This is a genomic window from Gilvirhabdus luticola (assembly GCF_040117515.1).
Taxonomy (GTDB): Bacteria; Bacteroidota; Bacteroidia; order Flavobacteriales; family Flavobacteriaceae; genus Gilvirhabdus; species Gilvirhabdus luticola.
This window is the reverse complement of the sequence record NZ_JBEEEN010000002.1, coordinates 122,379-144,218: the sequence shown is the minus strand read 5'-3', so window position 1 is coordinate 144,218 and position 21,840 is coordinate 122,379. Positions and strand designations below refer to the sequence as shown.

20 protein-coding genes are annotated in these 21,840 nt (G+C 32.3%); 15 read left to right on the top strand and 5 right to left on the bottom strand.

Annotated elements, in window-relative coordinates; genetic code table 11:
• Positions 1 to 11: 11 nt before the first annotated feature.
• The 11 genes from guaA to AAFP94_RS05065 all read left to right on the top strand — a co-directional run bounded on the left by guaA (position 12) and on the right by AAFP94_RS05065 (position 13,251).
• Positions 12 to 1,547: a glutamine-hydrolyzing GMP synthase gene (gene guaA, locus AAFP94_RS05115; protein ID WP_316661411.1), complete on the top strand. Its 1,536-nt coding sequence runs from the start codon at positions 12 to 14 to the stop codon at positions 1,545 to 1,547.
• Positions 1,548 to 1,562: 15 nt separating this feature from the next.
• Positions 1,563 to 3,491 carry a LysM peptidoglycan-binding domain-containing protein gene (locus tag AAFP94_RS05110; protein WP_316661410.1) on the top strand — a complete coding sequence of 643 codons (1,929 nt, stop codon included), beginning with the start codon at positions 1,563 to 1,565 and terminating at the stop codon, positions 3,489 to 3,491.
• A 47-nt stretch (positions 3,492 to 3,538) separates the two neighbouring features.
• Positions 3,539 to 4,084, top strand: a complete 546-nt coding sequence (locus AAFP94_RS05105; RefSeq protein WP_316661409.1) for a DUF922 domain-containing protein — start codon at positions 3,539 to 3,541, stop codon at positions 4,082 to 4,084.
• Between the two features lie 92 nt (positions 4,085 to 4,176).
• The gene (locus AAFP94_RS05100) at positions 4,177 to 5,820 is read left to right on the top strand and encodes a CTP synthase (protein ID WP_316661408.1); all 1,644 of its coding nucleotides are present in this window, start codon (positions 4,177 to 4,179) and stop codon (positions 5,818 to 5,820) included.
• 65 nt (positions 5,821 to 5,885) lie between these two features.
• Complete coding sequence (yidC, locus tag AAFP94_RS05095; RefSeq protein WP_316661407.1) at positions 5,886 to 7,787, top strand: membrane protein insertase YidC; 1,902 nt, start codon at positions 5,886 to 5,888, stop codon at positions 7,785 to 7,787.
• A 67-nt stretch (positions 7,788 to 7,854) separates the two neighbouring features.
• On the top strand, positions 7,855 to 8,553 hold the full coding sequence (locus AAFP94_RS05090) for a toxin-antitoxin system YwqK family antitoxin (RefSeq protein ID WP_316661406.1): 699 nt from the start codon (positions 7,855 to 7,857) through the stop codon (positions 8,551 to 8,553).
• A gap of 74 nt (positions 8,554 to 8,627) precedes the next feature.
• Positions 8,628 to 9,815 carry a tRNA 2-thiouridine(34) synthase MnmA gene (mnmA, locus tag AAFP94_RS05085; RefSeq protein WP_316661405.1) on the top strand — a complete coding sequence of 396 codons (1,188 nt, stop codon included), beginning with the start codon at positions 8,628 to 8,630 and terminating at the stop codon, positions 9,813 to 9,815.
• Positions 9,816 to 9,839: 24 nt separating this feature from the next.
• Complete coding sequence (locus tag AAFP94_RS05080; protein WP_316661404.1) at positions 9,840 to 10,628, top strand: toxin-antitoxin system YwqK family antitoxin; 789 nt, start codon at positions 9,840 to 9,842, stop codon at positions 10,626 to 10,628.
• 2 nt (positions 10,629 to 10,630) lie between these two features.
• Positions 10,631 to 11,572 (top strand): NAD(P)H-dependent flavin oxidoreductase, encoded by a 942-nt coding sequence (locus AAFP94_RS05075; protein ID WP_316661403.1) that lies wholly within the window; start codon positions 10,631 to 10,633, stop codon positions 11,570 to 11,572.
• Between the two features lie 95 nt (positions 11,573 to 11,667).
• Positions 11,668 to 11,991: an EthD family reductase gene (locus tag AAFP94_RS05070; RefSeq protein WP_316661402.1), complete on the top strand. Its 324-nt coding sequence runs from the start codon at positions 11,668 to 11,670 to the stop codon at positions 11,989 to 11,991.
• A 27-nt stretch (positions 11,992 to 12,018) separates the two neighbouring features.
• A complete protein-coding gene (locus AAFP94_RS05065) occupies positions 12,019 to 13,251 on the top strand; it encodes an FAD binding domain-containing protein (protein WP_316661401.1) in 1,233 nt (410 codons plus the stop codon).
• Positions 13,252 to 13,331: 80 nt separating this feature from the next.
• On the opposite strand, the gene AAFP94_RS05060 is transcribed toward AAFP94_RS05065, so the two are convergent.
• Positions 13,332 to 14,258, bottom strand: a complete 927-nt coding sequence (locus tag AAFP94_RS05060; protein ID WP_316661400.1) for a TolB family protein — start codon at positions 14,256 to 14,258, stop codon at positions 13,332 to 13,334.
• Between the two features lie 340 nt (positions 14,259 to 14,598).
• On the opposite strand from AAFP94_RS05060, the gene AAFP94_RS05055 reads away from it, so the two are divergent.
• The 3 genes from AAFP94_RS05055 to AAFP94_RS05045 are packed head-to-tail and all read left to right on the top strand — an operon-like array spanning position 14,599 to position 16,785.
• Complete coding sequence (locus AAFP94_RS05055) at positions 14,599 to 15,984, top strand: MATE family efflux transporter (RefSeq protein ID WP_316661399.1); 1,386 nt, start codon at positions 14,599 to 14,601, stop codon at positions 15,982 to 15,984.
• Entirely contained in the window at positions 15,971 to 16,198 is a 228-nt protein-coding gene (locus tag AAFP94_RS05050) for a hypothetical protein (protein WP_316661398.1), read from the top strand. The genes AAFP94_RS05055 and AAFP94_RS05050 overlap by 14 nt, the downstream gene beginning before the upstream one ends.
• A 14-nt stretch (positions 16,199 to 16,212) precedes the next feature.
• On the top strand, positions 16,213 to 16,785 hold the full coding sequence (locus tag AAFP94_RS05045; RefSeq protein WP_316661397.1) for a phosphatase PAP2 family protein: 573 nt from the start codon (positions 16,213 to 16,215) through the stop codon (positions 16,783 to 16,785).
• On the opposite strand, the gene AAFP94_RS05040 is transcribed toward AAFP94_RS05045, so the two are convergent.
• From AAFP94_RS05040 to AAFP94_RS05030, 3 genes are read right to left on the bottom strand one after another with little or no spacing between them, the layout of a single operon-like run.
• Positions 16,772 to 18,409, bottom strand: coding sequence for an ArnT family glycosyltransferase (locus tag AAFP94_RS05040; RefSeq protein ID WP_316661396.1), 1,638 nt, complete (start codon positions 18,407 to 18,409; stop codon positions 16,772 to 16,774). The genes AAFP94_RS05045 and AAFP94_RS05040 overlap by 14 nt on opposite strands.
• On the bottom strand, positions 18,402 to 19,025 hold the full coding sequence (locus AAFP94_RS05035) for a lipid-A-disaccharide synthase N-terminal domain-containing protein (RefSeq protein WP_316661395.1): 624 nt from the start codon (positions 19,023 to 19,025) through the stop codon (positions 18,402 to 18,404). The genes AAFP94_RS05040 and AAFP94_RS05035 overlap by 8 nt, the downstream gene beginning before the upstream one ends.
• The gene (locus tag AAFP94_RS05030) at positions 19,025 to 19,738 is read right to left on the bottom strand and encodes a glycosyltransferase family 2 protein (RefSeq protein ID WP_316661394.1); all 714 of its coding nucleotides are present in this window, start codon (positions 19,736 to 19,738) and stop codon (positions 19,025 to 19,027) included. The genes AAFP94_RS05035 and AAFP94_RS05030 overlap by 1 nt, the downstream gene beginning before the upstream one ends.
• An 89-nt stretch (positions 19,739 to 19,827) precedes the next feature.
• Here AAFP94_RS05030 and AAFP94_RS05025 point away from each other — a divergent pair, with 89 nt between their 5' ends.
• Positions 19,828 to 20,769 (top strand): NAD-dependent epimerase/dehydratase family protein, encoded by a 942-nt coding sequence (locus tag AAFP94_RS05025; RefSeq protein WP_316661393.1) that lies wholly within the window; start codon positions 19,828 to 19,830, stop codon positions 20,767 to 20,769.
• Here the strand turns inward: AAFP94_RS05025 and meaB are convergent.
• Positions 20,764 to 21,840: a methylmalonyl Co-A mutase-associated GTPase MeaB gene (gene meaB, locus AAFP94_RS05020; protein ID WP_316661392.1), complete on the bottom strand. Its 1,077-nt coding sequence runs from the start codon at positions 21,838 to 21,840 to the stop codon at positions 20,764 to 20,766. The two genes, AAFP94_RS05025 and meaB, sit on opposite strands and share 6 nt — an antisense overlap.

Genomic DNA, 21,840 nt, shown 5'->3' with positions numbered 1-21,840 from the left:
TACTTTTGCGCATGCAACATAACAAGGTACTTATTTTAGATTTCGGTTCGCAATACACACAGCTTATTGCACGTAGAGTAAGAGAACTCAACATTTATTGCGAAATTCACCCATACAACAAAATGCCATCAGGTATTCAAGATTACACTGCCGTGATTCTTTCTGGAAGTCCGTTTTCTGTAAGGAGTGATGAAGCACTTCATCCAGATTTGTCAGCAATAAGAGCAAGAATACCGTTATTAGCGGTTTGCTATGGAGCACAATATTTAGCACATTTTTCTGGAGGCGAAGTTGCGCCTTCAAACACACGCGAATATGGCCGAGCCAATTTAAGTTACATAAAAGAAGGTGAATTGTTTTTTGAGAATATTCCAAATAATAGTCAGGTTTGGATGAGTCATAGCGATACCATAAAAACATTACCAACCAATGCCATTTTATTAGCCAGTACTCATGATGTTAAAAATGCTGCTTATAAAATTGAAGGTGAACAAACCTATGCTATTCAGTTCCATCCAGAAGTGTATCATACTACTGATGGCAAAAAATTACTGGAAAATTTTTTAGTGAAGATTGCTAAATTAGATCAAGACTGGACACCAGATTCTTTTGTAGAAGAAACCGTTGACGAGCTTCAAAATAAACTCGGAAATGATAAAGTTGTTTTAGGACTTTCTGGAGGTGTAGATTCTTCAGTTGCAGCGGTGTTATTGCATAAGGCAATTGGAAAAAATTTGTACTGCATTTTTGTAAATAATGGTTTGTTGCGTAAAAATGAGTTTGAAAGTGTATTGGAACAATACGAAGGAATGGGTCTTAATGTAAAGGGCGTTGATGCTTCGGCACGCTTTTTGAATGCTTTAGCAGGAATTGATGATCCAGAGGAAAAAAGAAAAGCGATCGGTCGCTCATTCATTGAGGTTTTTGATGATGAGGCACATTTAATTGAAGATGTAAAATGGTTGGCACAGGGCACAATTTATCCTGATGTAATAGAAAGTGTTTCCGCAACAGGTGGACCAAGTGCAACTATAAAAAGTCATCATAATGTTGGTGGATTACCAGATTTTATGAAGCTAAAAATTGTTGAGCCACTTAAGGCATTGTTTAAAGATGAGGTTAGGCGAGTTGGTATTTCTTTGGGTATAGATTCCAGTATATTAGGAAGACATCCATTTCCGGGTCCTGGTTTAGCAATTAGGATACTAGGAGATATAACTTCTGAAAAAGTTCGTATTTTGCAAGAAGTGGATTCTGTTTTTATTAACGGATTGAAAGAATGGGATTTATACGATAAAATTTGGCAAGCAGGAGCAATGTTGCTGCCAGTAAATAGTGTAGGTGTTATGGGCGATGAAAGAACGTATGAAAAATGTGTTGCCTTGCGTGCCGTTGAAAGTACAGATGGTATGACAGCAGATTGGGTAAATTTACCTTATGAGTTTTTACAAAAAGTCTCTAACGATATAATAAATAAAGTTAAGGGCGTTAATAGAGTAGTATATGATATCAGTTCAAAGCCTCCAGCTACTATTGAATGGGAATAATTTAAACACTTATTTATGAAAAATATTTTTTTGGTTTTATGTTTTCTTTTGGCTTTTAATACTACAAATGGTCAAAATTATAGCACTCACAAAATAAAACAAGGTGAAACCATAGAATCTATTTCAAAACTTTATAATGTTTCTCCTTTCGATATTTATTCCTTAAATCCTGATGCAAAAAATGAACTAAAAGTAAATTCGGTTTTAATTATTCCAAAATCTAAAATTAGTACAGAACCTAAAGTAACCGTAGAAAGAAAATTGAACGGTTTTAAAAGACATAGAGTAAAGCGTCAAGAAACATTATACAGCATATCTAAAAGGTATGATGTAAGTGAAGAAGACATCAAAAAACATAATACATTTCTGTATGCAAATAATTTGCGTAAAGGAGATAATTTACAAATTCCAGTATATATAGAAGTTAAAACAACCGAAACCACAGAACTCACAAAAAAGTATACAGTTTTAGCAAAAGAAGGTAAATGGAGAATAGCTTATAAATTTGGAATAACAATAAACGAATTGGAAGCTTTAAATCCAGATATGAAAGAGGTTCTGCAAGAAGGTGATTTGTTGAATGTGCCTAATATTGAAACTAATGATCAGAGAGAAATTGATGATACTTATGGTTATTACAAAGTGTTACCCAAAGAAGGTTTTTATCGTTTAAAACTAAAATTGGGTATTGATCAAGACGAATTGGAAGCCTTAAATCCTGGTTTAGATAAAAGTGGTTTAAAAGAAGGAATGATTCTTAAAGTTCCATATTCAGCTGTAGCAAGTATTTCAGAAATTGAAGATTTAAATACAGACCATCTTACAAGCAAGATTAATGATTTTGGTCAAAAACATATTGCTATTATGTTGCCATTCAGGCTAAACAGAGTCACTTTTGATTCAATTGCCGAAACAAAAAACCAAATAAAGAGAGACCCTTACCTCAATACATCTCTTGATTTTTATTCTGGAGTATTAGTGGCTTTAGATTCATTAAAGAAACTTGGTATTAATCTAAAAGTAGATGTTTACGATACAAAGAATCAGCTAAGTGAAGTCCAAAGAATAATTAATTCAAACAATTTTGAAGATGTAGATGCTGTTATCGGACCTTTAATGCCTAATAATTTAAATAAAGCAGCTTTAGAATTATCTGGCTTGAATATTCCCGTAATTTCTCCAAACTCAAAGAGCATACAACTTTATGACAATGTTTTTCAAACGATGCCATCAGATGATTTGCTTAAAAATAAAGTAATTGAGTTTGTTAAAAAAGATAGTTTAAAGGATAACGTTATTATCATTTCAGACAGCAAAAATGTTGATGTCAGTAATGCTTTAAAGCGAGAATTTAATTTTGCTCCTCAAGTTTTTTCGAGAAAAAATAAAGATGGTAAAGATGCTAATTATGTTCTAGTAGATGATATTAAATTAAAATTAAAGCCAGGTAGAAATATTGTTTTTTTAGAAACTCAAAATGTAGGGTTTGCATCAAATGTTACCAGTATTTTAAATTCATTAATTCAAGAAGAAGACTTTGAGAAAAAACAGGTAGCAATAGATATTGTGTTGGTAACAACTAACTATAATACTGCATTTGAAAGCGATGAGGTTTCAAATTATAATCTTTCAAAATTGCAATTTCATTTTGGGACAGCTTCAAAATCTTATGATGAAGACCAATACAACACCTTTGTAAAAACATATCTTAAACAATATGATATTACTCCAAATAAAAAAGCAGTTAGAGGTTTTGATTTAACCATGGATGTTGTATTGCGTTTAGTTACTTCAGAAAATCTTTATATGTCTGCAAAAGATACTGCATTAACTGAATATGTTGAGAATAAGTTTGCTTACAAAAAGAAACTTTTTGGAGGGTATTACAATGACACAGTCTATCTCGTAAAATATCAAAATCTTAAAATAGTCGAGGTAGAATAAAGGTTTTATCTAATTCAATATTTTTTTAGAATTTTCGTTTCAATAACATGTTAAGGATTTTTTTAGTAATGTTATTTGGCTTGCTAATTCATGGAAAAAATGATAGCCTACTTTGGAATGAAAACTACAAGCTTTCTTGGAAGGATTTCAAAGCACATCCAAGACTTGAAGTTGATGCAGTTGCTTTAACCGTTTCTGGCATCTCATTTAGTTATTCACTTTCTCAAAATGACAATGAAGATTACAGATATCAAACGTTTGTAGAAGCTCATTTTTACCCAGAAAAATCATGGTATAAGGCAGAAGTATCAAATAATCATATTTTGAAGCACGAACAACTACATTTTGACCTAACAGAACTGTACGCAAGAAAATTAAGAAAACGTATTGCAGAAACTACATTTACAAAACAAATAAGGTCTGAATTAAATCAACTCAATGATGATATTAATGAAGAATTAAAAATAACACAAGATAAATATGATTTTGAGACCAACCATTCAATAAATATTGAAGTGCAAAAAGAATGGGAAGATTATATCACAAAAGAACTTAAAAAGTTAAGAGCATTTCGTTTAATAAGTTATGAATAATTTAGATTTATCAGTTTTCTAAATTAATATCAAAGATAGATTGCTATTTCTCAATAGTTCTTTGTAAATTTGCCTGCGTTTAATAGCGCAACATGACTACGACTACAAAATATATATTTGTAACAGGTGGAGTTAGTTCATCTCTAGGTAAAGGTATTATCGCCGCTTCTCTCGCCAAACTATTACAAGCTCAAGGATATAGAATTACCATTCAAAAATTAGACCCATATATTAATGTAGATCCAGGGACTTTGAATCCGTATGAACATGGTGAATGTTACGTAACAGATGATGGAGCAGAAACAGATCTGGATTTAGGACATTATGAACGTTTCTTAAATACACCTACGAGTCAAGCAAATAATGTTACTACAGGTAGAATTTATCAAAGTGTTATAAATAAAGAAAGAAGAGGAGAGTTTTTAGGTAAAACAGTACAAGTCATTCCGCATATCACAGACGAAATTAAGAACCGAATCCAAATTCTTGGCAATTCAGGTGATTATGATATTGTTATTACCGAAATTGGAGGTACAGTAGGTGATATAGAGTCTTTACCTTACATTGAAGCTGTACGTCAATTAAAATGGGATTTAGGTGAACATAATGCTATTGTAATTCATTTGACGTTAGTTCCATTTCTTTCGGCTGCTGGAGAATTAAAGACCAAACCAACGCAACATAGTGTAAAAACACTTATGGAAAGTGGTGTAATGGCAGACGTTTTGGTTTGTCGTACAGAGCACGAATTACCAAAAGAGTTAAGATCTAAACTAGCATTATTCTGCAATGTTAGAGAAGAAGCTGTTATTCAATCTATAGATGCTTCAACCATATACGATGTTCCTAATCTAATGTTAGAACAAGGATTGGACAAGGTAGTGCTTAAAAAGTTGGATTTAAAAAGTGGAACACCAGATTTAACCAACTGGAATAAGTTTCTACAGCGCCATAAAAATCCAATAACAGAAGTTAATATAGGCTTAATAGGGAAGTATGTAGAACTTCAGGATTCTTACAAATCTATCCTTGAATCGTTTATACACGCAGGAGCAAAAAATGAAGTCAGAGTAAATGTAGAATCCATTCATTCAGAATATTTAAATGAAAATAATGTTAAATTAAAACTATCACATCTTGATGGCGTTTTGGTCGCTCCAGGTTTTGGAGAGCGAGGTATTGAAGGAAAAATTGAAGCCATAAAATATGTGAGAGAAAACAATATTCCATTTTTAGGTGTTTGTTTGGGTATGCAAATGGCAGTTATAGAATTTTCAAGAAATGTTTTAGGCTTAAAAAGCGCTAACTCTACAGAAATGGATTTAGAAACGCCTTATCCTGTGATAGATTTAATGGAAGAACAAAAAAGCATTACAGACAAAGGTGGCACGATGCGTTTAGGAGCTTGGGCTTGCGAGCTTAAAGAAAACTCAATAGTTGAAAAAGTTTACAAAAGCAAAACGATAAGAGAACGACATAGACATCGTTATGAATTTAATAGCAAGTACAAAAAGCAAATTGAAGATGCTGGTATGATTGCAACCGGTTTTAATCCAGAAACCAATCTTGTTGAAATTATTGAACTGCCTAGCCATCCTTGGTTTGTCGGTGTGCAATACCATCCGGAATATAAAAGTACTGTTGATAATCCACATCCACTTTTTGTGGCATTTGTTAAGGCAGCTTTAAATAGAAAGAAAAATAAAAATAGTGTCAAGATGGCACAAAATGAATAACGGATTACTTTTTGATTAAAAGAGCTTTGTCTCTTTCACTATAAAGGAAAGGTTACCACATAAATATGGAAGAAAAAAAACTAGACATTAATTCAATAATAGGTTTCGTACTTATTTTTGGAATTTTAATGTATATGCTTTGGCAAAACCAACCAACGCCAGAAGAATTAGAAGCACAAGAGAAAGCAAAACAAGAGCAGGTTGAGACCGAGCAAAAAGCAGAAAATCAAGAAAGCTCATTAGCAACTTCTTCAGAGGATTTTTCAACAATTTCAGAACCAGATTCTACACAATTAACCGATTTAAGAAACAAGTTAGGAGCTTTTTCTTATTCAGCTTCATTACCTTCAGCTACAACAAAAGAAACCACAGTAGAAAATGAAGTTTTAAGATTAAAGTTTAGTAGCAAAGGTGGATACCTTTCTGAAGTCATGCTAAAAAATTATGTGAATTATGATTCGGTTCCTATTTACTTAATTAAAGATAAAAATGTTAACTTCAATATTAATTTTGGAACGACAGATAGTAGGATTTTAAATACACGAGACTTACACTTTCAGCCTTCCATAACCAAAAATGGAGAGAACACTATAGTTTCAATGAAACTAAAAGTATCTGAAAGTAAGTTTTTAGAGTATAGATATGAGTTAAAACCAAATGATTATATGATTGGTTTTACTATTCGATCTCAAGGACTTAATGATGTAATAAACAGTTCCCAAGAAATTAATTTAGACTGGACACTTAAAGGCTATCGACATGATAAAAGTGTACAATATGAGAATAGATATACAAGACTTACTTATCAGCATGAAGGCAATAAAGTTAGCAAACTTGGTCAAATGGGAGACGATGAGGAAGATGAAGAAGAAGTGAATTGGCTATCCTACAGGCAACATTTTTTTAGTAGTATATTGTTGTCAGAAAAACCATTAGAAAAAGTAAAACTGATATCTAACAACTTAGTTGAAGATGAAGAAATAGATACAGTTTATACCAAATTATACACTTCTAAATTTCCATTAGGTCTAGAAGGAGGAGAAGTTAATCAGGCTTTAAGCTTTTATTATGGACCTACAGATAGTAAAATACTTAAAAAATATAAGAAGAACCTTGAAGAAAGCATTCCATTTGGATGGGGAATTTTTGGTTGGATAAACAAATCAGTTTTTATTCCGTTGTTTGCATTTTTGAGTGGTATTTTTCCTTATGGTATTGCTATTATTATAATGACCATCCTTGTAAGGATTGTGATGTCTCCAGTAACATATAAATCGTATGTCTCACAAGCCAAGATGAAAATTCTGAAACCAGAAATTGCAGAAATTCAAGCCAAACACAAGGATAACAAAATAAAGATCCAACAGGAAACTATGGCATTGTATAGTAAGGCAGGAGCTAGTCCAATGGCTGGTTGTTTGCCAGCACTGGTACAACTTCCTGTATTTTATGCGCTGTTTATGTTTTTTCCAACAGCATTCGATTTACGGCAGAAAAGCTTCCTTTGGGCTGAAGATTTATCGTCATACGATACTATTGCAGAATTGCCTTTCCACATTCCTTTTTATGGTGATCATGTAAGTTTGTTTCCGATATTGGCGTCTATTGCCATATTCATTTATATGAAAATGACCACTGGACAGCAAATGGCATCACAACCAACACAAGAAGGTATGCCAGATATGCAAAAAATGATGAAGTATATGATTTACTTCTCACCACTAATGATGTTATTTTTCTTTAATAATTATGCATCTGGATTGAGCTTGTATTATTTTGTATCTAACTTAATTACCATTGGGATAATGTTAGTGATTAAAAATTACATTATCGATGAAGATAAGATTCACGACAAAATTCAGGAAAATAAGAAAAAGCCTAAAAAACAAAACAGATTCCAGAAAAAAATGGCAGAAATGATGGAGCAGGCAGAACAACAAAAGAAAGTAAAAGGACGCAAAAAATAGTTTAAAGCTGCCTTTTGGCAGCTTTTTTGTTATACAATTTTAGATAAGATAAATCGTTAATTACAATATGAAAATAAAAGTTTTACTTTTTCTTTTTTTTATAGCAGACTTGACATTTTCTCAAGAGATTAACCAATTTGATGAAGATGGAAATCGTCATGGTATTTGGAGGAAAAATTTTGAAAACACCAAAGTACTTCGGTATGAAGGAGAATTTTTTCATGGAAAAGAAGTTGGTACTTTTAAGTTCTACCAGAATCTAGATGGAAAAGCCACTTTAACCGCAACAAGAAAGTTTCATGACGATAGTGATTTAGCCGATGTTACCTTTTATTCATCGATTGGAAAAGTCATTAGCGAAGGAAAGATGAGAGGAAAACAATATGTCGGTGAATGGAAGTATTATCAAAAAAACTCTAAACAATTATTGAGTTTAGAACATTATAATGACTTTGGTAAACTTGAAGGCAGACGTTTAGTATATTATGAAAATGGACAAATAGCTCAAAAAGAAAACTATAAAGACGGAGAATTACATGGTGTTTCGTTATGGTATGCTGAAGATGGAGTTTTAATAAAGGAAATGCTTTATGAAAATGGAGAACTACATGGCTTATCAAAATATTATAGCCCAGTTGGCGATTTGATTATTGAAGGACAATACAAACGCGCCAAAAAACATGGTATCTGGAAATATTATGAAAACGGCAAACTAGTTGAGGAGAAAAACTTTTCGCCAGAAGGAAAGCTTAAGAAGAAAAAATAAAGTAGAATATCCATTAAATTATTTTAAAAAGGCAGTAATATAAAGTTGCCTTTTTTTATTTGTAAATTTGCAGCATGAAACGTGTTATAGTAGGACTTTCTGGCGGAGTTGATTCAAGCGTTGCGGCTTATTTATTGAAGCAGCAAGGCTATGAAGTTATTGGCCTATTTATGAAAAACTGGCATGATGATTCTGTAACTATTTCAGATGAATGCCCTTGGCTTGATGATAGCAATGATGCGATGTTAGTGGCTGAAAAACTGGGTATTCCATTTCAAACAATAGATTTAAGTGAACAATACAAAGAACGTATAGTTGATTATATGTTCAATGAGTATGAAAAAGGCAGAACGCCAAACCCAGATGTACTTTGCAATAGAGAAATAAAGTTTGATGTGTTTATGAAAATTGCATTAGAACTTGGAGCAGAGTATGTCGCTACAGGTCATTATTGTAAAAAAGGAATAATTGAAAAAGACGGCAGAACAGTTTATCAATTACTTGCTGGAGAGGATACAAATAAAGACCAATCCTATTTTTTGTGTCAATTGTCACAAGCGCAATTAGCAAAATCTTTGTTTCCTATTGGTGAATTAACCAAACCAGAAGTTAGAAAAATTGCGTCAGAAATTGGGTTAACAACGGCTGATAAAAAGGATTCACAAGGTCTTTGTTTTATTGGTAAAATAAAGCTGCCAGACTTTCTTCAACAGCAATTAAAGCCAAAAGAAGGTCTTATTGTTGAGGTGCCAAAAGAAATTGAAACGTATAGTGAAACAGTTTCAGAGTTTTCTTCAACAGAAGAAAAATTAAAATATTTATCACGTAAAATTGACTATAATGTAAATTCAGGTAGAATTGTTGGTAAACATCAAGGAGCACATTATTTTACTAAAGGTCAGCGTAAAGGATTAGCCGTTGGCGGAACTGCAGAACCTTTATTTGTAATTGATACAGATGTTGAGGAGAATGTGATTTATACAGGACAAGGTAAAGATCATCCAGGATTACTAAAAAAAGCATTGTTTGTTACTAATAAAGAGTTACATTGGGTAAGAGAAGATTTAGCTTTAGCGGTAGATCAAACTATGACAGTCAAAGCCAGAATTCGTTACAGGCAACCACTAGAAAATGCGACATTGTATAAAGTAGAAAGTGGTTTGTATGTAGAGTTTGAAAAACCTCAATCAGCCATAACCGAAGGTCAATTTGTTGCGTGGTATCAAAAGGAGGAATTACTTGGTTCAGGAATAATTTCGTAACTTTTCATTCAAATACCTTATCAGATGAAAAACAATCTATTATTATTCCTAGCCTTAACCTTAATTTCTAGTATTCATTCTCAAGACTCCATTGTTAATTATTTAGATGGAAAAGGAAAAATTGTTAATAAAAAGTATGCTACTCAAATAGAAACTTTGGTTAAGAAAGATTCCCTGTGGCTTGTAACCACATATTTTGGAAATGGTAAAATTAAAAATATTGGGCATTATAAAAATAAGGATAAGAAACAACGTATTGGTGAGTTTGTAACATATCACAGAAATGGACAGACTTCAGATATTTTATTTTACAATAATAAAAATGAACGAGAAGGGCGTTCACAGGCTTGGTTTGATACAGGTACATTAAGCTTCGATGGTATTTATTTAGGTGACAAAAAAGAAGGCGCATGGAAGTATTACCATTTCAATGGTAAAGAAGCTAGCCGAGTATATTACAAAAACGATTCAATCTTAAAAGCCATTGTTTTTGATGAAGAAGGAAATCAATTTAATGTTCCTTTGTTGAGTAGCAAACCTAAATTTAAAGGAGGAATCGAAAGTTTTTATTCAAAAATAAAAAAGTTGAGTAAAGATATCGGTTACAAAATAAATGGAAAAATTAACGTTCATTATATTATAGGTGTTCATGGAGAAATTAAAGATGTGATTATTGATGAAGAATTACCTGAAGAACTTAATAAACATATTGTTTCCTTTTTCGAAGCCATTGAAGGTTGGGAACCAGCGATTCATATGAATAGAAAAATTCCGATTCATCAAACTATTCCGATAGGTTTTAAGGCTCAATAGAAATGCCAAACAAAATCACTCAAATATTTAATATAAAATATCCAATCATTCAAGCAGGTATGGTTTGGAATAGCGGTTGGCGATTGGCTTCAGCAGCGAGCAATTCAGGTATTTTAGGTCTTATTGGAGCTGGTAGTATGTACCCTGAAGTATTGCGTGAGCATATCCAAAAATGTAAGAAAGCAACCGATAATCCCTTTGGAGTTAATGTTCCCATGTTATATCCAGATATTGGAAAAATCATGGATATTATTGTTGAAGAAGACGTTAAGATAGTTTTTACTTCAGCAGGAAATCCAAAGACATGGACATCATGGCTTAAAGATAAAGGGATTACAGTAGTGCATGTTGTGAGTAGTGTAAAATTCGCATTAAAAGCAAAAGAAGCTGGCGTAGATGCTGTAGTAGCAGAAGGTTTTGAGGCTGGTGGTCATAATGGTCGTGATGAAACTACAACATTAGCGCTGATACCTATGGTAAAAGAGCAAATTCAAATACCACTTATTGCGGCTGGAGGTATTGCTACAGGTCAGGCTATGTTGGCAGCAATGGTTTTGGGTGCAGATGGAGTACAAGTTGGCAGTAGGTTTGTGGCTAGTGAAGAAAGTTCTGCACACGATGCTTTTAAAAAGGTAGTTGTAAATGCCAAAGAAGGAGATACACAATTAACTCTAAAAGAATTAGCTCCAGTACGCATAATTAAAAACAAGTTTTATAACGACGTTCAAGAGCTATACAAAACATCACCAACACCAGAACAGTTAAAAGAGCTTCTTGGCAGAGCACGAGCAAAGCGAGGTATGTTTGAAGGCGACCTAGTAGAAGGCGAATTGGAAATCGGACAAGTTGCCGGATTGATACATGATATAAAGCCTGTATCTCAGATAGTAAGGGATATGCTACGTGAGTTCGAGGAGGCAAAAAGTAAAGTTAGCAGCTTATAAATAGCTCATTTTCATTGAATTTTTAGTATCTTATTCAAGCTTAAATTCTAACATTTAATTAATCTACATTTTTTAAATCTTTAAACTATCTGATTATGAAAGTAGGAATGACTAAAGTAACTGTATTGTACCCAAATTCTGAAGGAAAACATTTTGATATTAACTACTATGTTAATAAACACGTACCAATGGTTTCTAATCTGTTGGGTGATGCTCTTAAGTACGCGGAAATAGAAGAAGGTATTGGGACTGCGGAACCTGGAGCCGATGCGCCATATGCGGCTATTGGATGTATCTATTTTAATTCTGTTGAAGATTTTCAAACTTCATTTGGTGCAAATGCCGAACAAATCATGGGCGATATTCCAAATTACACCAATATCGAACCCATAATTCAGATTAGTGAGGTTAAACTTTAACGATTGTTTTTCTTTTAAATTATTAAGATGAAAATTGGTGTAGTTGGTGGTTCTATTGCCGGTTGTTCAGCAGCTATTCTATTGCTGAAAGAAGGCTATGATGTCACGGTATTTGAAAGGTCTAATACATCGTTAGTTGGAAGAGGTGGAGGAATTGGAACCCCAAGTGAATTAATAAAGCAAATTAAACAAGATGGTTTAATACCTGATGATTTTTCTTTTTTTCAAATAAATAGAATGCCTTTTATTGGCAAGAATGAAGACTATGAGCCTTATGGCAAAATAGCATGGGAAATGCCTATGAATTTTCATGTTTTTCAATGGAATGAATTATGGAGAAAGCTTCGAAACAATCTTCCTAATAAATATTTTAAAGGTGGAATTAAAATAACAAATTCCGTCTTATTGGAAAATGCAAAAGTAGAATTAACAACTAATAAAGGAAAAAAGGAACAATTTGATTTAGTTGTCTTTGCAGATGGTTACAATTCTTTAGGAAGAAGTTTGTTATTTCCAGAGAAGAAATTAAAATACAGAGGTTATGTCCTTTGGAGAGGTTTGTTACCAGAATCAGAAATTTTGGAAAAAAGTCCTTTAAAAGATGAAATTCTAAGATTATCTTATAAGAATCAACCAGGTCATAATGTCTTGTATTTTATACCAAACAAAAAAGGTTCAACCACAACAGGAAGTCGCATATTTAATTGGGCTGCATATATTGCTGTTCAGGAAAAAGACTTAAATGAAATAATGACCGATGTAAATGGTAGAGTTAGAAATGGAACTTTGCCTCCAGGTAAGTTAACTATTAAAATTGAGAATAAATTAAAACATTTTTTATCTAAAAAGATTCCTGAGCATTATGCAGATATTGTCAATAAAACAACAAAAAGTTATATTCAGGTTATTTATACATTAGATCTTGATAGCTATTATAAAAACAATATGTGTTTGATAGGAGATGCAGGAATCGTGGTTCAACCATTTACAGGTTCTGGAGTGTTTAAGGGTTATAACAATATCAAGGATTTAATAGTTTCGCTTAAAGAAAATAATTCTCTAAAAGAAGCTTTAAAAGCTTGGAATAAAAAACAACTTATAACTGGTAAAAAGCTTTTAGCTCTCGGAGAACAAATGGAAAAAGCATTTATTTGGGAACAACCAGATTTCGCTAACACATCTAAAGAAGATATAATAAACTGGTGGAAAGCTTCTGTAACTTTCCCCGATAATTTTAATTATGGGGGTAGCTCAAGTTAGCCAGCTATCTATGTGCGAAGAATGCAGTCTTCATACAATCATTATTACTCTATTCATATGGCCTGCATTTTGTTTGTCAATTATTTTATTATAGTATCAGCAGATATTTGATACAATCTGCTTGAGCCATTATTATGTTTATTAAATTCTTGTGAAAGTTGTTCAATGGATAAGGCCGTATCAAATTTTGTTTGAGTACCATCTTGTTTACTGGTATAGTATAGCGTATTGCCCTTAACAAATGGACAATAATCCATTTTATTAGTATTTATGGTATTGCCTAAATTTTTGGCCTCTGTCCAACCGTTTTCAGAATTATAACTAATATATAGATCACCACTTCCAAAACCGTCTTTTCTGTTATAAGTACCAAATAAAATGTAAGACTCATCAGGTGCAATAAAGGCATTATATTCATAACCTTCAGAGTTTACAGTATCTGGTAAGGCTTTTGGTTCGGTATATGTGTCATTTATGAATTCGCTTACATATAAGTCATCCTTACTGCCTAGAGTTGAATTGTCTCTGGTAAAATAGAAATTACCGTTTTCGGCAATTGAAGGGTAAAATTCACCATGTTCTGTATTTATTGGACTTCCTAAATTTTTGGGTTCTGACCAATGACCTTCAATTGTACTTCTTTCTACATACCAAATATCAAAATCTTTTGCTTCAGAAGAATTGCTATCTAAAGGTCTTGTTGATACAAAATATAGTTTTAATCCATGATGTGAAAAAAACGGCTCTAAATCAAAGTGTTGTCCTGAAAAAGACGCCACTTTTGGATTGCTCCAGATATCACCATTTTTTTTTACTGAAATAATTGCAGATAAGTTTCCCATAACACTTTGTGCAGAGAACATGATCTCATTGCCATCTGGAGAAATAGCTATATCTCTAACATTTGGAAATTGTGAAATAATATCTGGTAAAAAAGGTTTGGCTATATTTTGAGTAAAGGCATTTTGTAAGAAAATGAGTAAGCCTACGAGTAAAAAATGTTTCATATAGATAGCTTTAAGTATGCAATATACTTAATGCTTTGCTGAAGAAATCTAAAAGGAATGTTAATTATAAGCAATAAAAAAGAGGAATTTTATTCCTCTTTTTTTTGAAACCTTTAACTCGCAGTTTATTTATAAATCCCTCTAAAATAAAAGCTAAATGTTTCTTTGTATTGTATAAAAAATGATGTTTTACGTACTAAAAAATAAAGATATAAAAAATAGTAGCCTAGTTATAAGTCAATTAGAATAACTTATTAACAACATCTAACTTCAAGAAGTTATTCTACAACTATAGTTTTTGAATTTGGTTATTGCCATTTGGATATACTACTTTTGCCAAATGCAATTAGGAATTTATACCAAAGAGTTCAAATATAATTGGCAACTTGCTGCTCCAGTAATGTTAGGTATGCTGGGTCATACATTTGTTAGTTTTGTTGATAATATTATGGTAGGACAATTGGGTACAGCCGAACTTGCGGCAGTATCTTTGGGCAATAGCTTTATGTTTATTGCGATGTCTTTAGGTATAGGATTTTCTACTGCCATAACACCATTAACCGCGGAAGCAGATGCTGAACAGGATTTTAGAAAAGGGAAGTCAGCTTTTAAACATGGTCTGTTTTTATGTACAGTATTAGGAATTGCCTTATTCCTCATGATCTATTTTGCAAAGCCACTTATGTATTTAATGAAGCAACCTGTTGAGGTTGTAGAGCTTGCTATTCCGTATTTAGATTTGGTTGCATTTTCATTAATTCCATTAATTATTTTTCAAGCTTTCAAACAATTTAGTGACGGTTTGTCTATGACACGCTACCCAATGTACGCCACAATATTGGCTAACATAGTTAATGTTATTTTAAACTATTTGCTCATATTTGGAAAGATTGGTTTTCCTCAACTAGGTATTGTAGGAGCAGCTTATGGTACCTTGGCATCCCGTTTTATTATGGTTGGGTTTTTATGGTGGATTTTGAAAGGAAATGAAAAATCGAAATTGTATGTAACACATATTAAATTATTTGTGTTAGATAAATTGATGATCAAAAAAATATTGAATTTGGGAGCACCTAGCGCCATGCAAATGTTTTTTGAAGTCGCCATATTCACGGCAGCCATTTGGTTAAGTGGTTTGTTGGGAAAAAATCCTCAAGCAGCAAACCAGATAGCATTAAACCTATCTTCTATGACCTTTATGATTGCAATGGGATTAAGTGTAGCTTCAATGATTAGAGTTGGAAATCAGAAAGGACTAAAAGCTTATTTTGAATTACGAAGAATAGCCTATTCTATTTTTATTTTGGGTGCTATCTTTGCAGTTTTATTTGGGATTATGTTCTTTGCCTTGCATAATTATTTACCTAAATTATATGTCGATTATAATGATATAACCAATTTAGCCGATAACACCGAAGTTGTAAAAATAGCCTCCACATTATTGATTGCGGCTGCAATATTTCAAATAAGTGACAGTTTACAAGTTATCATTTTAGGAGCATTAAGAGGATTGCAAGATGTTAAAATACCTACTATCATTACATTTATATCCTATTGGGTTATCGGGTTTCCTATCAGTTATTTTTTAGGAAAAGCAGAAGCTTATGGAAGTTTTGGTATTTGGTTAGGATTGCTGGCCGGTCTAACAACTGCTGCTATTTTATTGTATATTCGATTTAATTATTTAACTAAAAAATTAATAACTGCAGAAAATGGAACTTCCTAAATTTATACTTGGAGATAATACAGATTTGCCTAATGCCATTTTTGTAATTCATACAGAATTCCCTAGGTTTATTATCAATTTGGAAAATGATGAAGTAGAATGGTTTGAAGATTTTGATCAACATGACCAAAAGGAACTAGAGATTGAAACAGAAAATTTAATAAAGCAAGCTACGGATTTTTATGATCGTGAGGTTTCGCGATATGAGGAATAATTTTAAAACAAGTTATGCTGGATCAATTATTACAATACGATAAAGAATTGTTTTTATTTTTAAACGGTTTGGGATCAGAATCTTGGGATGGATTCTGGATGGTATATACTACCAAATTTTATTGGGCTCCCTTATATGCTATCTTATTGTATTTAATATATAAAAAAGAAAATAAGAGATCGTTTTTAGTCATACTTGCCATAACGGTTTTAATGGTGCTTTTTACAGACCAAATCACTAATTTGTTTAAGCATGGTTTAGAACGCTTTAGACCTTGCCAAGAAGCAAATCTTCAAGATATTATGCGACTTGTAAAACCATCATGTGGAGGAAAGTTTGGATTTTTCTCTGGGCATGCTTCAAATTCAATGGCAGTAGCAGTTTTTGTAGGTTTACTTTTAAGGCAAAAATACCAATATCTTATTTTTATACTATTATTATGGGCTGCTGCAATGGGTTACAGTAGAATTTATATTGGAGTTCACTATCCATTAGACGTGTTTTGTGGGATGATATTTGGAGCCTTATCCGGATATTCTTTTTACAGACTATCAAAATATTTGATACATAGGTTTACTGAATCCTAGTTAATATATAATAATGATTTAAAAGACGATCTTTGTGTTTTCTATTAGTTTGTGGTATACTATTTAAATCGTAAGTAGTAATTTTTTCAATTTTATATAAAGATTTCAGCAACTTTTCATCTTCAGGATTTATATCATTAGCTAGCAAACCAATTTTTTCTTCTTTCGGAAAGTTATAAGTATTATCCTCAAGCTTTATTGAAGGGATCTTATCACCATATTGCCAAATTATTTCTGGTGAAACATAATCTAGTGTATAGATCTTAATATTTAGCTGTTTTGCTTTCAGATTTAAATTCGTAATTGGGTTATAATTGTCACTTTTAGTAGCATTGGACAAAGGCAAACCAAAAGTTAACAAACATGTAAAGAAAGCCACAGTAAGAAGAAAAACCTTCCTGATATTTTTCTTTTTTAGTTGAGAGAGAATTAAAATTCCTATACTCATTAACAATAAAGATGATGCTATATACCAAAACCAAAAACCAGATAAATTGTCTTTTAAGATGACATAAGCTATTATCGGAAAAGTGATTCCAATTATGGCAATCAAACCAAAATTAAAATACACAGGTAGTGTTTCTCTTTTATCTTTTAGATTTTTAAAATTGGAGACTAAATATTCAATATAAAAACCTGTATTAAAGGCCAATGGAATAAGGACAGGCATCAGGTATCGCGATTTTTTTTCTGGAATTACCGACAAGAGAATTACAGCAAAAAATGTCCAAAGAATACTTAATTTATAAGCTTTTAAGTTTGAAACTCTGGTTTTTAAATAAGGATATAACAAACCTATAAAAGCAGGAATCGCCCACAATCCGCTTTGTGTAAAAAAGCTCCAATAATAATGAAATGGTCTTACATTATAACTTGACCAATTCCCAGTTTCTCGCTTTGTAATAGCTATTAAAGTTTCAGGATCCTGAAGCCTCACATAGACAAACCACCATCCTCCAATGACCAAAGAAATAATTAAAATGAGTATCATTAATGGTATTTTCTTTTTAAAATTCTTGTATTTATAAGAAAATCCATAAGCCAATACAAAAGGAACTAATAAAGCATATATTGAAATTGGTCCTTTGCACATAAACGATAACCCAATAAAAACTCCAGATAGTAAAGCACTTTTGTAAGTTGTGTTGTTACTTTCAAAAAAGTCGTACAAATAATAAATTGCAATTAGCATAAATCCATGAGTGAAAATATCCCATGGTGCTTCTATGATAATTCCGATAACATAAAATGAAGAAATTACAACAAGAGCATTGATAATACTATGAGAAATATTACTCAATAACTTTTTGGATAGTTTGAAGGTAAAACATCCAATAACCATAATCATGACTACAGCAGGCAACCTCAAACCAAACAAGCTTTTTAAACCGAAAACCATACCAGATAAAGCTGCCAACCAGGTAGGTAGTGGTGGTTTTTCATAACGCGCTTCACCATTCATGGTAGTTAGAAGCCAATTTCCGTCTGTAACCATCTCTCTTGCTGTGATATAGTTTCTGGCTTCCATTATTGATACACCTAATACATTAATATTAGGTAATAGCATAATGGCAACTATTAAGCATATAGTGAGATTCGGATATTTCTTTATGGTTTTAAGCATTAACTTTTCGGAGTAACATTAAATTTCTGACATAAATTGTAGCACCCAAAATGTGTCCTAAAAACAACACAGGATCTTTTCTTATAATGGCATAGGATAATATTAATAGAGAACCAATTAAGCTTAACATCCAAAACCCAAAAGGTAATACAGATTTGTTATGTCTTTCGGAATAAATCCATTGGTATACAAAACGCAATGTAAATACTACTTGTGACACAATGCCTAAAATTAATAACCACAGAGGAATATTTTCGTTCTTAAAAAGCAACATCGCATCAAACCTATTATTGTTGAAGTAATAAATGACTATAAAGGTTGGCACTAATAATAAAAACCATTGTAACACGGTTGGAATTTTTTGCCACTGATTTTGCAATTGTAAATTTCTGATATAAATAAAATAGGTGAGTGCTTGCCCCAACATAATTGCAAAATCAAGTCGCAAATAACCATATATGAACAAAAGAAAAGATGCAATTAAACTTAATACCCAAAAAAGAGAAGGTGTAACAACACGTCTGTATTTTTCTGAAGTTACCCATTGCACTATTAATCTTGAGGAGAATAAGAGTTGAGCAATAAAACCAATACTATATATAATCCAATCGCTCATTAACCTTTTTTATTGACTTCGTAATTAATGTATTTTTTCTTCATCCATAAATAAGCAAAGCAATCTGCTAATGGGCCAAGTAGCCTGTTCCATAAACCAAATTTTGCTTGACCAGCCATTCTAGGAAAGTGTTGCACAGGGACTTGTTTTATTTTTCCATGCTGAAGCAAAATCATTGCTGGTAAAAATCGATGCAACCCTTTAAACATGGGTATTCTCTTGGCATATTCTGTTTTAATGACTTTTAAAGGACAACCCGTATCATCCATACCATCATGAGTAAAAGCTCTACGAATACCATTGGCAATTTTTGAAGACATATTTTTGGTGAACGAATCTTTTCTATTAGATCGCACGCCAGTTACTAAATCAAATTCATCAATATTTTCTAAAAGTAGATTAAAATCGTTTGGAGATGTTTGCAAATCAGAATCTATATAGCCAACCAGTTCGGTATCTACATAATCAAATCCAGCTTTGATAGCGGCGCTCAAGCCTCGATTTTCCTTAAAACTAATGTAATTGAATTCTAAATTTCTTTGGCAAATGGCTTCAATTAAATCTTGACTTTTATCTTTAGAACCATCATTAACAAATAACACATTTGTTTTTTTAGTTGCTATTTTAATATAGGCGAGTAGTTCTTTTTCAACTCGTAATAAGTTATCCTCTTCATTATAAACTGGGACAACAATTGTAAATTGGTAACTCATCGATTAGTCGTTGGTTTTACAAATGTATTCTTTTTTAGAAAACAGAAAATTTAAAAAAATAATGTTTCTTTGCACAAGATATTATTTATATGAAAATATTAGTAACAGGAGCAGCAGGATTCATTGGTTCACATACAGCAGAACGTTTGCAAACATTGGGTCATGAAGTTGTTGGATTGGATAATTTTTCACCTTATTATAGTTTAGAACTTAAAGAATTAAACCACAAAGCATTGCTTGATAAAGGTGTTTCTTTTTTGGCTAAAGATTTACGAGATGATGATTTAAAAGATGTTTTGCCAAGAGATGTAGATTATATTTTTCATTTTGCAGCTCAACCAGGCATATCTTCTAACTCTACTTTTGAAGATTATTTTAGTAACAATATCATAGGTACAAAAAATCTTATAGACTATGCGTTACAATGCAAAGACTTGAAACTTTTTGTAAATATCGGAACATCTTCTATTTATGGTCTTGAAGCGACCTTTCCGGAAGATTTCGCTCCCAAACCTGCATCTCATTATGGCGTTACTAAATTAGCGGCCGAGCAGTTAACACTTCAAAAGAGTCGCGAAAAGCAATTAAAGTCGTGCTCATTGAGATTATATTCGGTAATTGGCCCAAGGGAAAGACCAGAAAAGATGTATACAAAATTAATAGCTTGTGGTTTTAACAACGAGGCTTTCCCATTGCACGAAGGAAGTGATAAGCATTTAAGGAGTTTTACTTATGTTGGAGATATAGTAGATGGTGTTGTAAGTGTTGTTGGAAAAGAAAGTATTGTAGATGGAGAGATTATAAATTTAGGCACTGAAGTTGAACATACAACTCAAGATGGTATTGAAGCTGTAGAGGAGGTTCTGGGCATAAAAATAAACATCAACGTTATAGCCAAACGTGCAGGTGACCAGTTACGAACTAAAGCCAATATTGATAAAGCAAGAAAATTGCTTAATTACAATCCACAAACAACTTTATTGGAAAGCGTAAAAAGTCAAGTAAAATGGTACAAAGAAAATTTCTTATAAACTCAATAGATGCTCTGCAGCTGCAAAAGGTGTAGTTTTTTGTTCCTCAATGAGTTTAATTTGCAATTTCAATTCTTTTTTTATTTTATCGCTATTGAAGAAGTTTTCTTTTAATTGATTTTCTATGGTTTGAATTAACCAATATTTGTTTTGATGGTTACGTTTCGAAGTCCAATGATTATTTGTTACAGTAAGATTTTTATATTCAGAAATTATATCCCAAATATCTTCAATACCTTCATGATGTAATGCACTGCATGTTAAAACTTTGGGTTGCCATGAAGATTCTTTTTCAGGATATAAATGTAATGCTCTATCAAATTCTACTTTCGCGAGTTTGGCTCGTTTTATATTATCGCCATCAGCTTTGTTAATTACAATAGCATCTGCCATTTCAATAATGCCACGCTTAATTCCTTGTAGCTCGTCACCAGCACCAGCAAGTTTTAACAGTAGAAAAAAATCAACCATGCTACTTACAGCAATTTCACTTTGACCAACGCCAACTGTTTCAATGATAATTGTATCAAATCCTGCTGCTTCACACAGAATAATGGTTTCGCGAGTTTTTCTGGCAACGCCTCCTAAAGATTCTCCAGAAGCGGAAGGTCTAATAAAAGCATTTTTGTCTTTTACTAAAGCTTCCATTCTAGTCTTGTCTCCTAGAATACTACCTTTGGTTAATGAACTACTAGGATCTACGGCAAGAACAGCAACTTTTTTTCCTAAAGATGTAAGATACTTGCCAAAGACTTCTATAAAAGTACTTTTCCCAACACCTGGTACTCCAGTTATACCAATACGTATCGAGTTGTTGGCTTTTGGCAAACAAGCTTTAATAATAGCATTGGCTTTTTTTAAATGATTTTTATGGGTACTCTCTACAAGCGTTATACTTCTGCTTAACGAAGTTATATCACCTTTAAAAATACCATCGATAAGGTTTTGAACTTCAGGATGTGATTTTCTTTTTTTTTGAATTTCTGAAATCAAAGAATTATTAGTTATTCCTATTTGAGGAATCCCTTCTTTTTCTTCGATAGACTTTTTATGTTTATTATCCTTGGTCAA

What these genes read in the sequence shown, in the direction of transcription:
- mnmA (WP_316661405.1), top strand. Translation starts at nt 8,628, where the DNA reads ATGAAACGTGTTATAGTAGGACTTTCTGGCGGAGTTGATTCAAGCGTT.
- AAFP94_RS05080 (WP_316661404.1), top strand. Translation starts at nt 9,840, where the DNA reads ATGAAAAACAATCTATTATTATTCCTAGCCTTAACCTTAATTTCTAGT.
- AAFP94_RS05090 (WP_316661406.1), top strand. Translation starts at nt 7,855, where the DNA reads ATGAAAATAAAAGTTTTACTTTTTCTTTTTTTTATAGCAGACTTGACA.
- AAFP94_RS05030 (WP_316661394.1), bottom strand. Translation starts at nt 19,738, where the DNA reads ATGAGTTACCAATTTACAATTGTTGTCCCAGTTTATAATGAAGAGGAT.
- AAFP94_RS05035 (WP_316661395.1), bottom strand. Translation starts at nt 19,025, where the DNA reads ATGAGCGATTGGATTATATATAGTATTGGTTTTATTGCTCAACTCTTA.
- AAFP94_RS05075 (WP_316661403.1), top strand. Translation starts at nt 10,631, where the DNA reads ATGCCAAACAAAATCACTCAAATATTTAATATAAAATATCCAATCATT.
- AAFP94_RS05065 (WP_316661401.1), top strand. Translation starts at nt 12,019, where the DNA reads ATGAAAATTGGTGTAGTTGGTGGTTCTATTGCCGGTTGTTCAGCAGCT.
- AAFP94_RS05060 (WP_316661400.1), bottom strand. Translation starts at nt 14,258, where the DNA reads ATGAAACATTTTTTACTCGTAGGCTTACTCATTTTCTTACAAAATGCC.
- AAFP94_RS05025 (WP_316661393.1), top strand. Translation starts at nt 19,828, where the DNA reads ATGAAAATATTAGTAACAGGAGCAGCAGGATTCATTGGTTCACATACA.
- AAFP94_RS05050 (WP_316661398.1), top strand. Translation starts at nt 15,971, where the DNA reads ATGGAACTTCCTAAATTTATACTTGGAGATAATACAGATTTGCCTAAT.
- AAFP94_RS05045 (WP_316661397.1), top strand. Translation starts at nt 16,213, where the DNA reads ATGCTGGATCAATTATTACAATACGATAAAGAATTGTTTTTATTTTTA.
- AAFP94_RS05110 (WP_316661410.1), top strand. Translation starts at nt 1,563, where the DNA reads ATGAAAAATATTTTTTTGGTTTTATGTTTTCTTTTGGCTTTTAATACT.
- guaA (WP_316661411.1), top strand. Translation starts at nt 12, where the DNA reads ATGCAACATAACAAGGTACTTATTTTAGATTTCGGTTCGCAATACACA.
- AAFP94_RS05040 (WP_316661396.1), bottom strand. Translation starts at nt 18,409, where the DNA reads ATGCTTAAAACCATAAAGAAATATCCGAATCTCACTATATGCTTAATA.
- AAFP94_RS05055 (WP_316661399.1), top strand. Translation starts at nt 14,599, where the DNA reads ATGCAATTAGGAATTTATACCAAAGAGTTCAAATATAATTGGCAACTT.
- AAFP94_RS05070 (WP_316661402.1), top strand. Translation starts at nt 11,668, where the DNA reads ATGAAAGTAGGAATGACTAAAGTAACTGTATTGTACCCAAATTCTGAA.
- yidC (WP_316661407.1), top strand. Translation starts at nt 5,886, where the DNA reads ATGGAAGAAAAAAAACTAGACATTAATTCAATAATAGGTTTCGTACTT.
- AAFP94_RS05100 (WP_316661408.1), top strand. Translation starts at nt 4,177, where the DNA reads ATGACTACGACTACAAAATATATATTTGTAACAGGTGGAGTTAGTTCA.
- AAFP94_RS05105 (WP_316661409.1), top strand. Translation starts at nt 3,539, where the DNA reads ATGTTAAGGATTTTTTTAGTAATGTTATTTGGCTTGCTAATTCATGGA.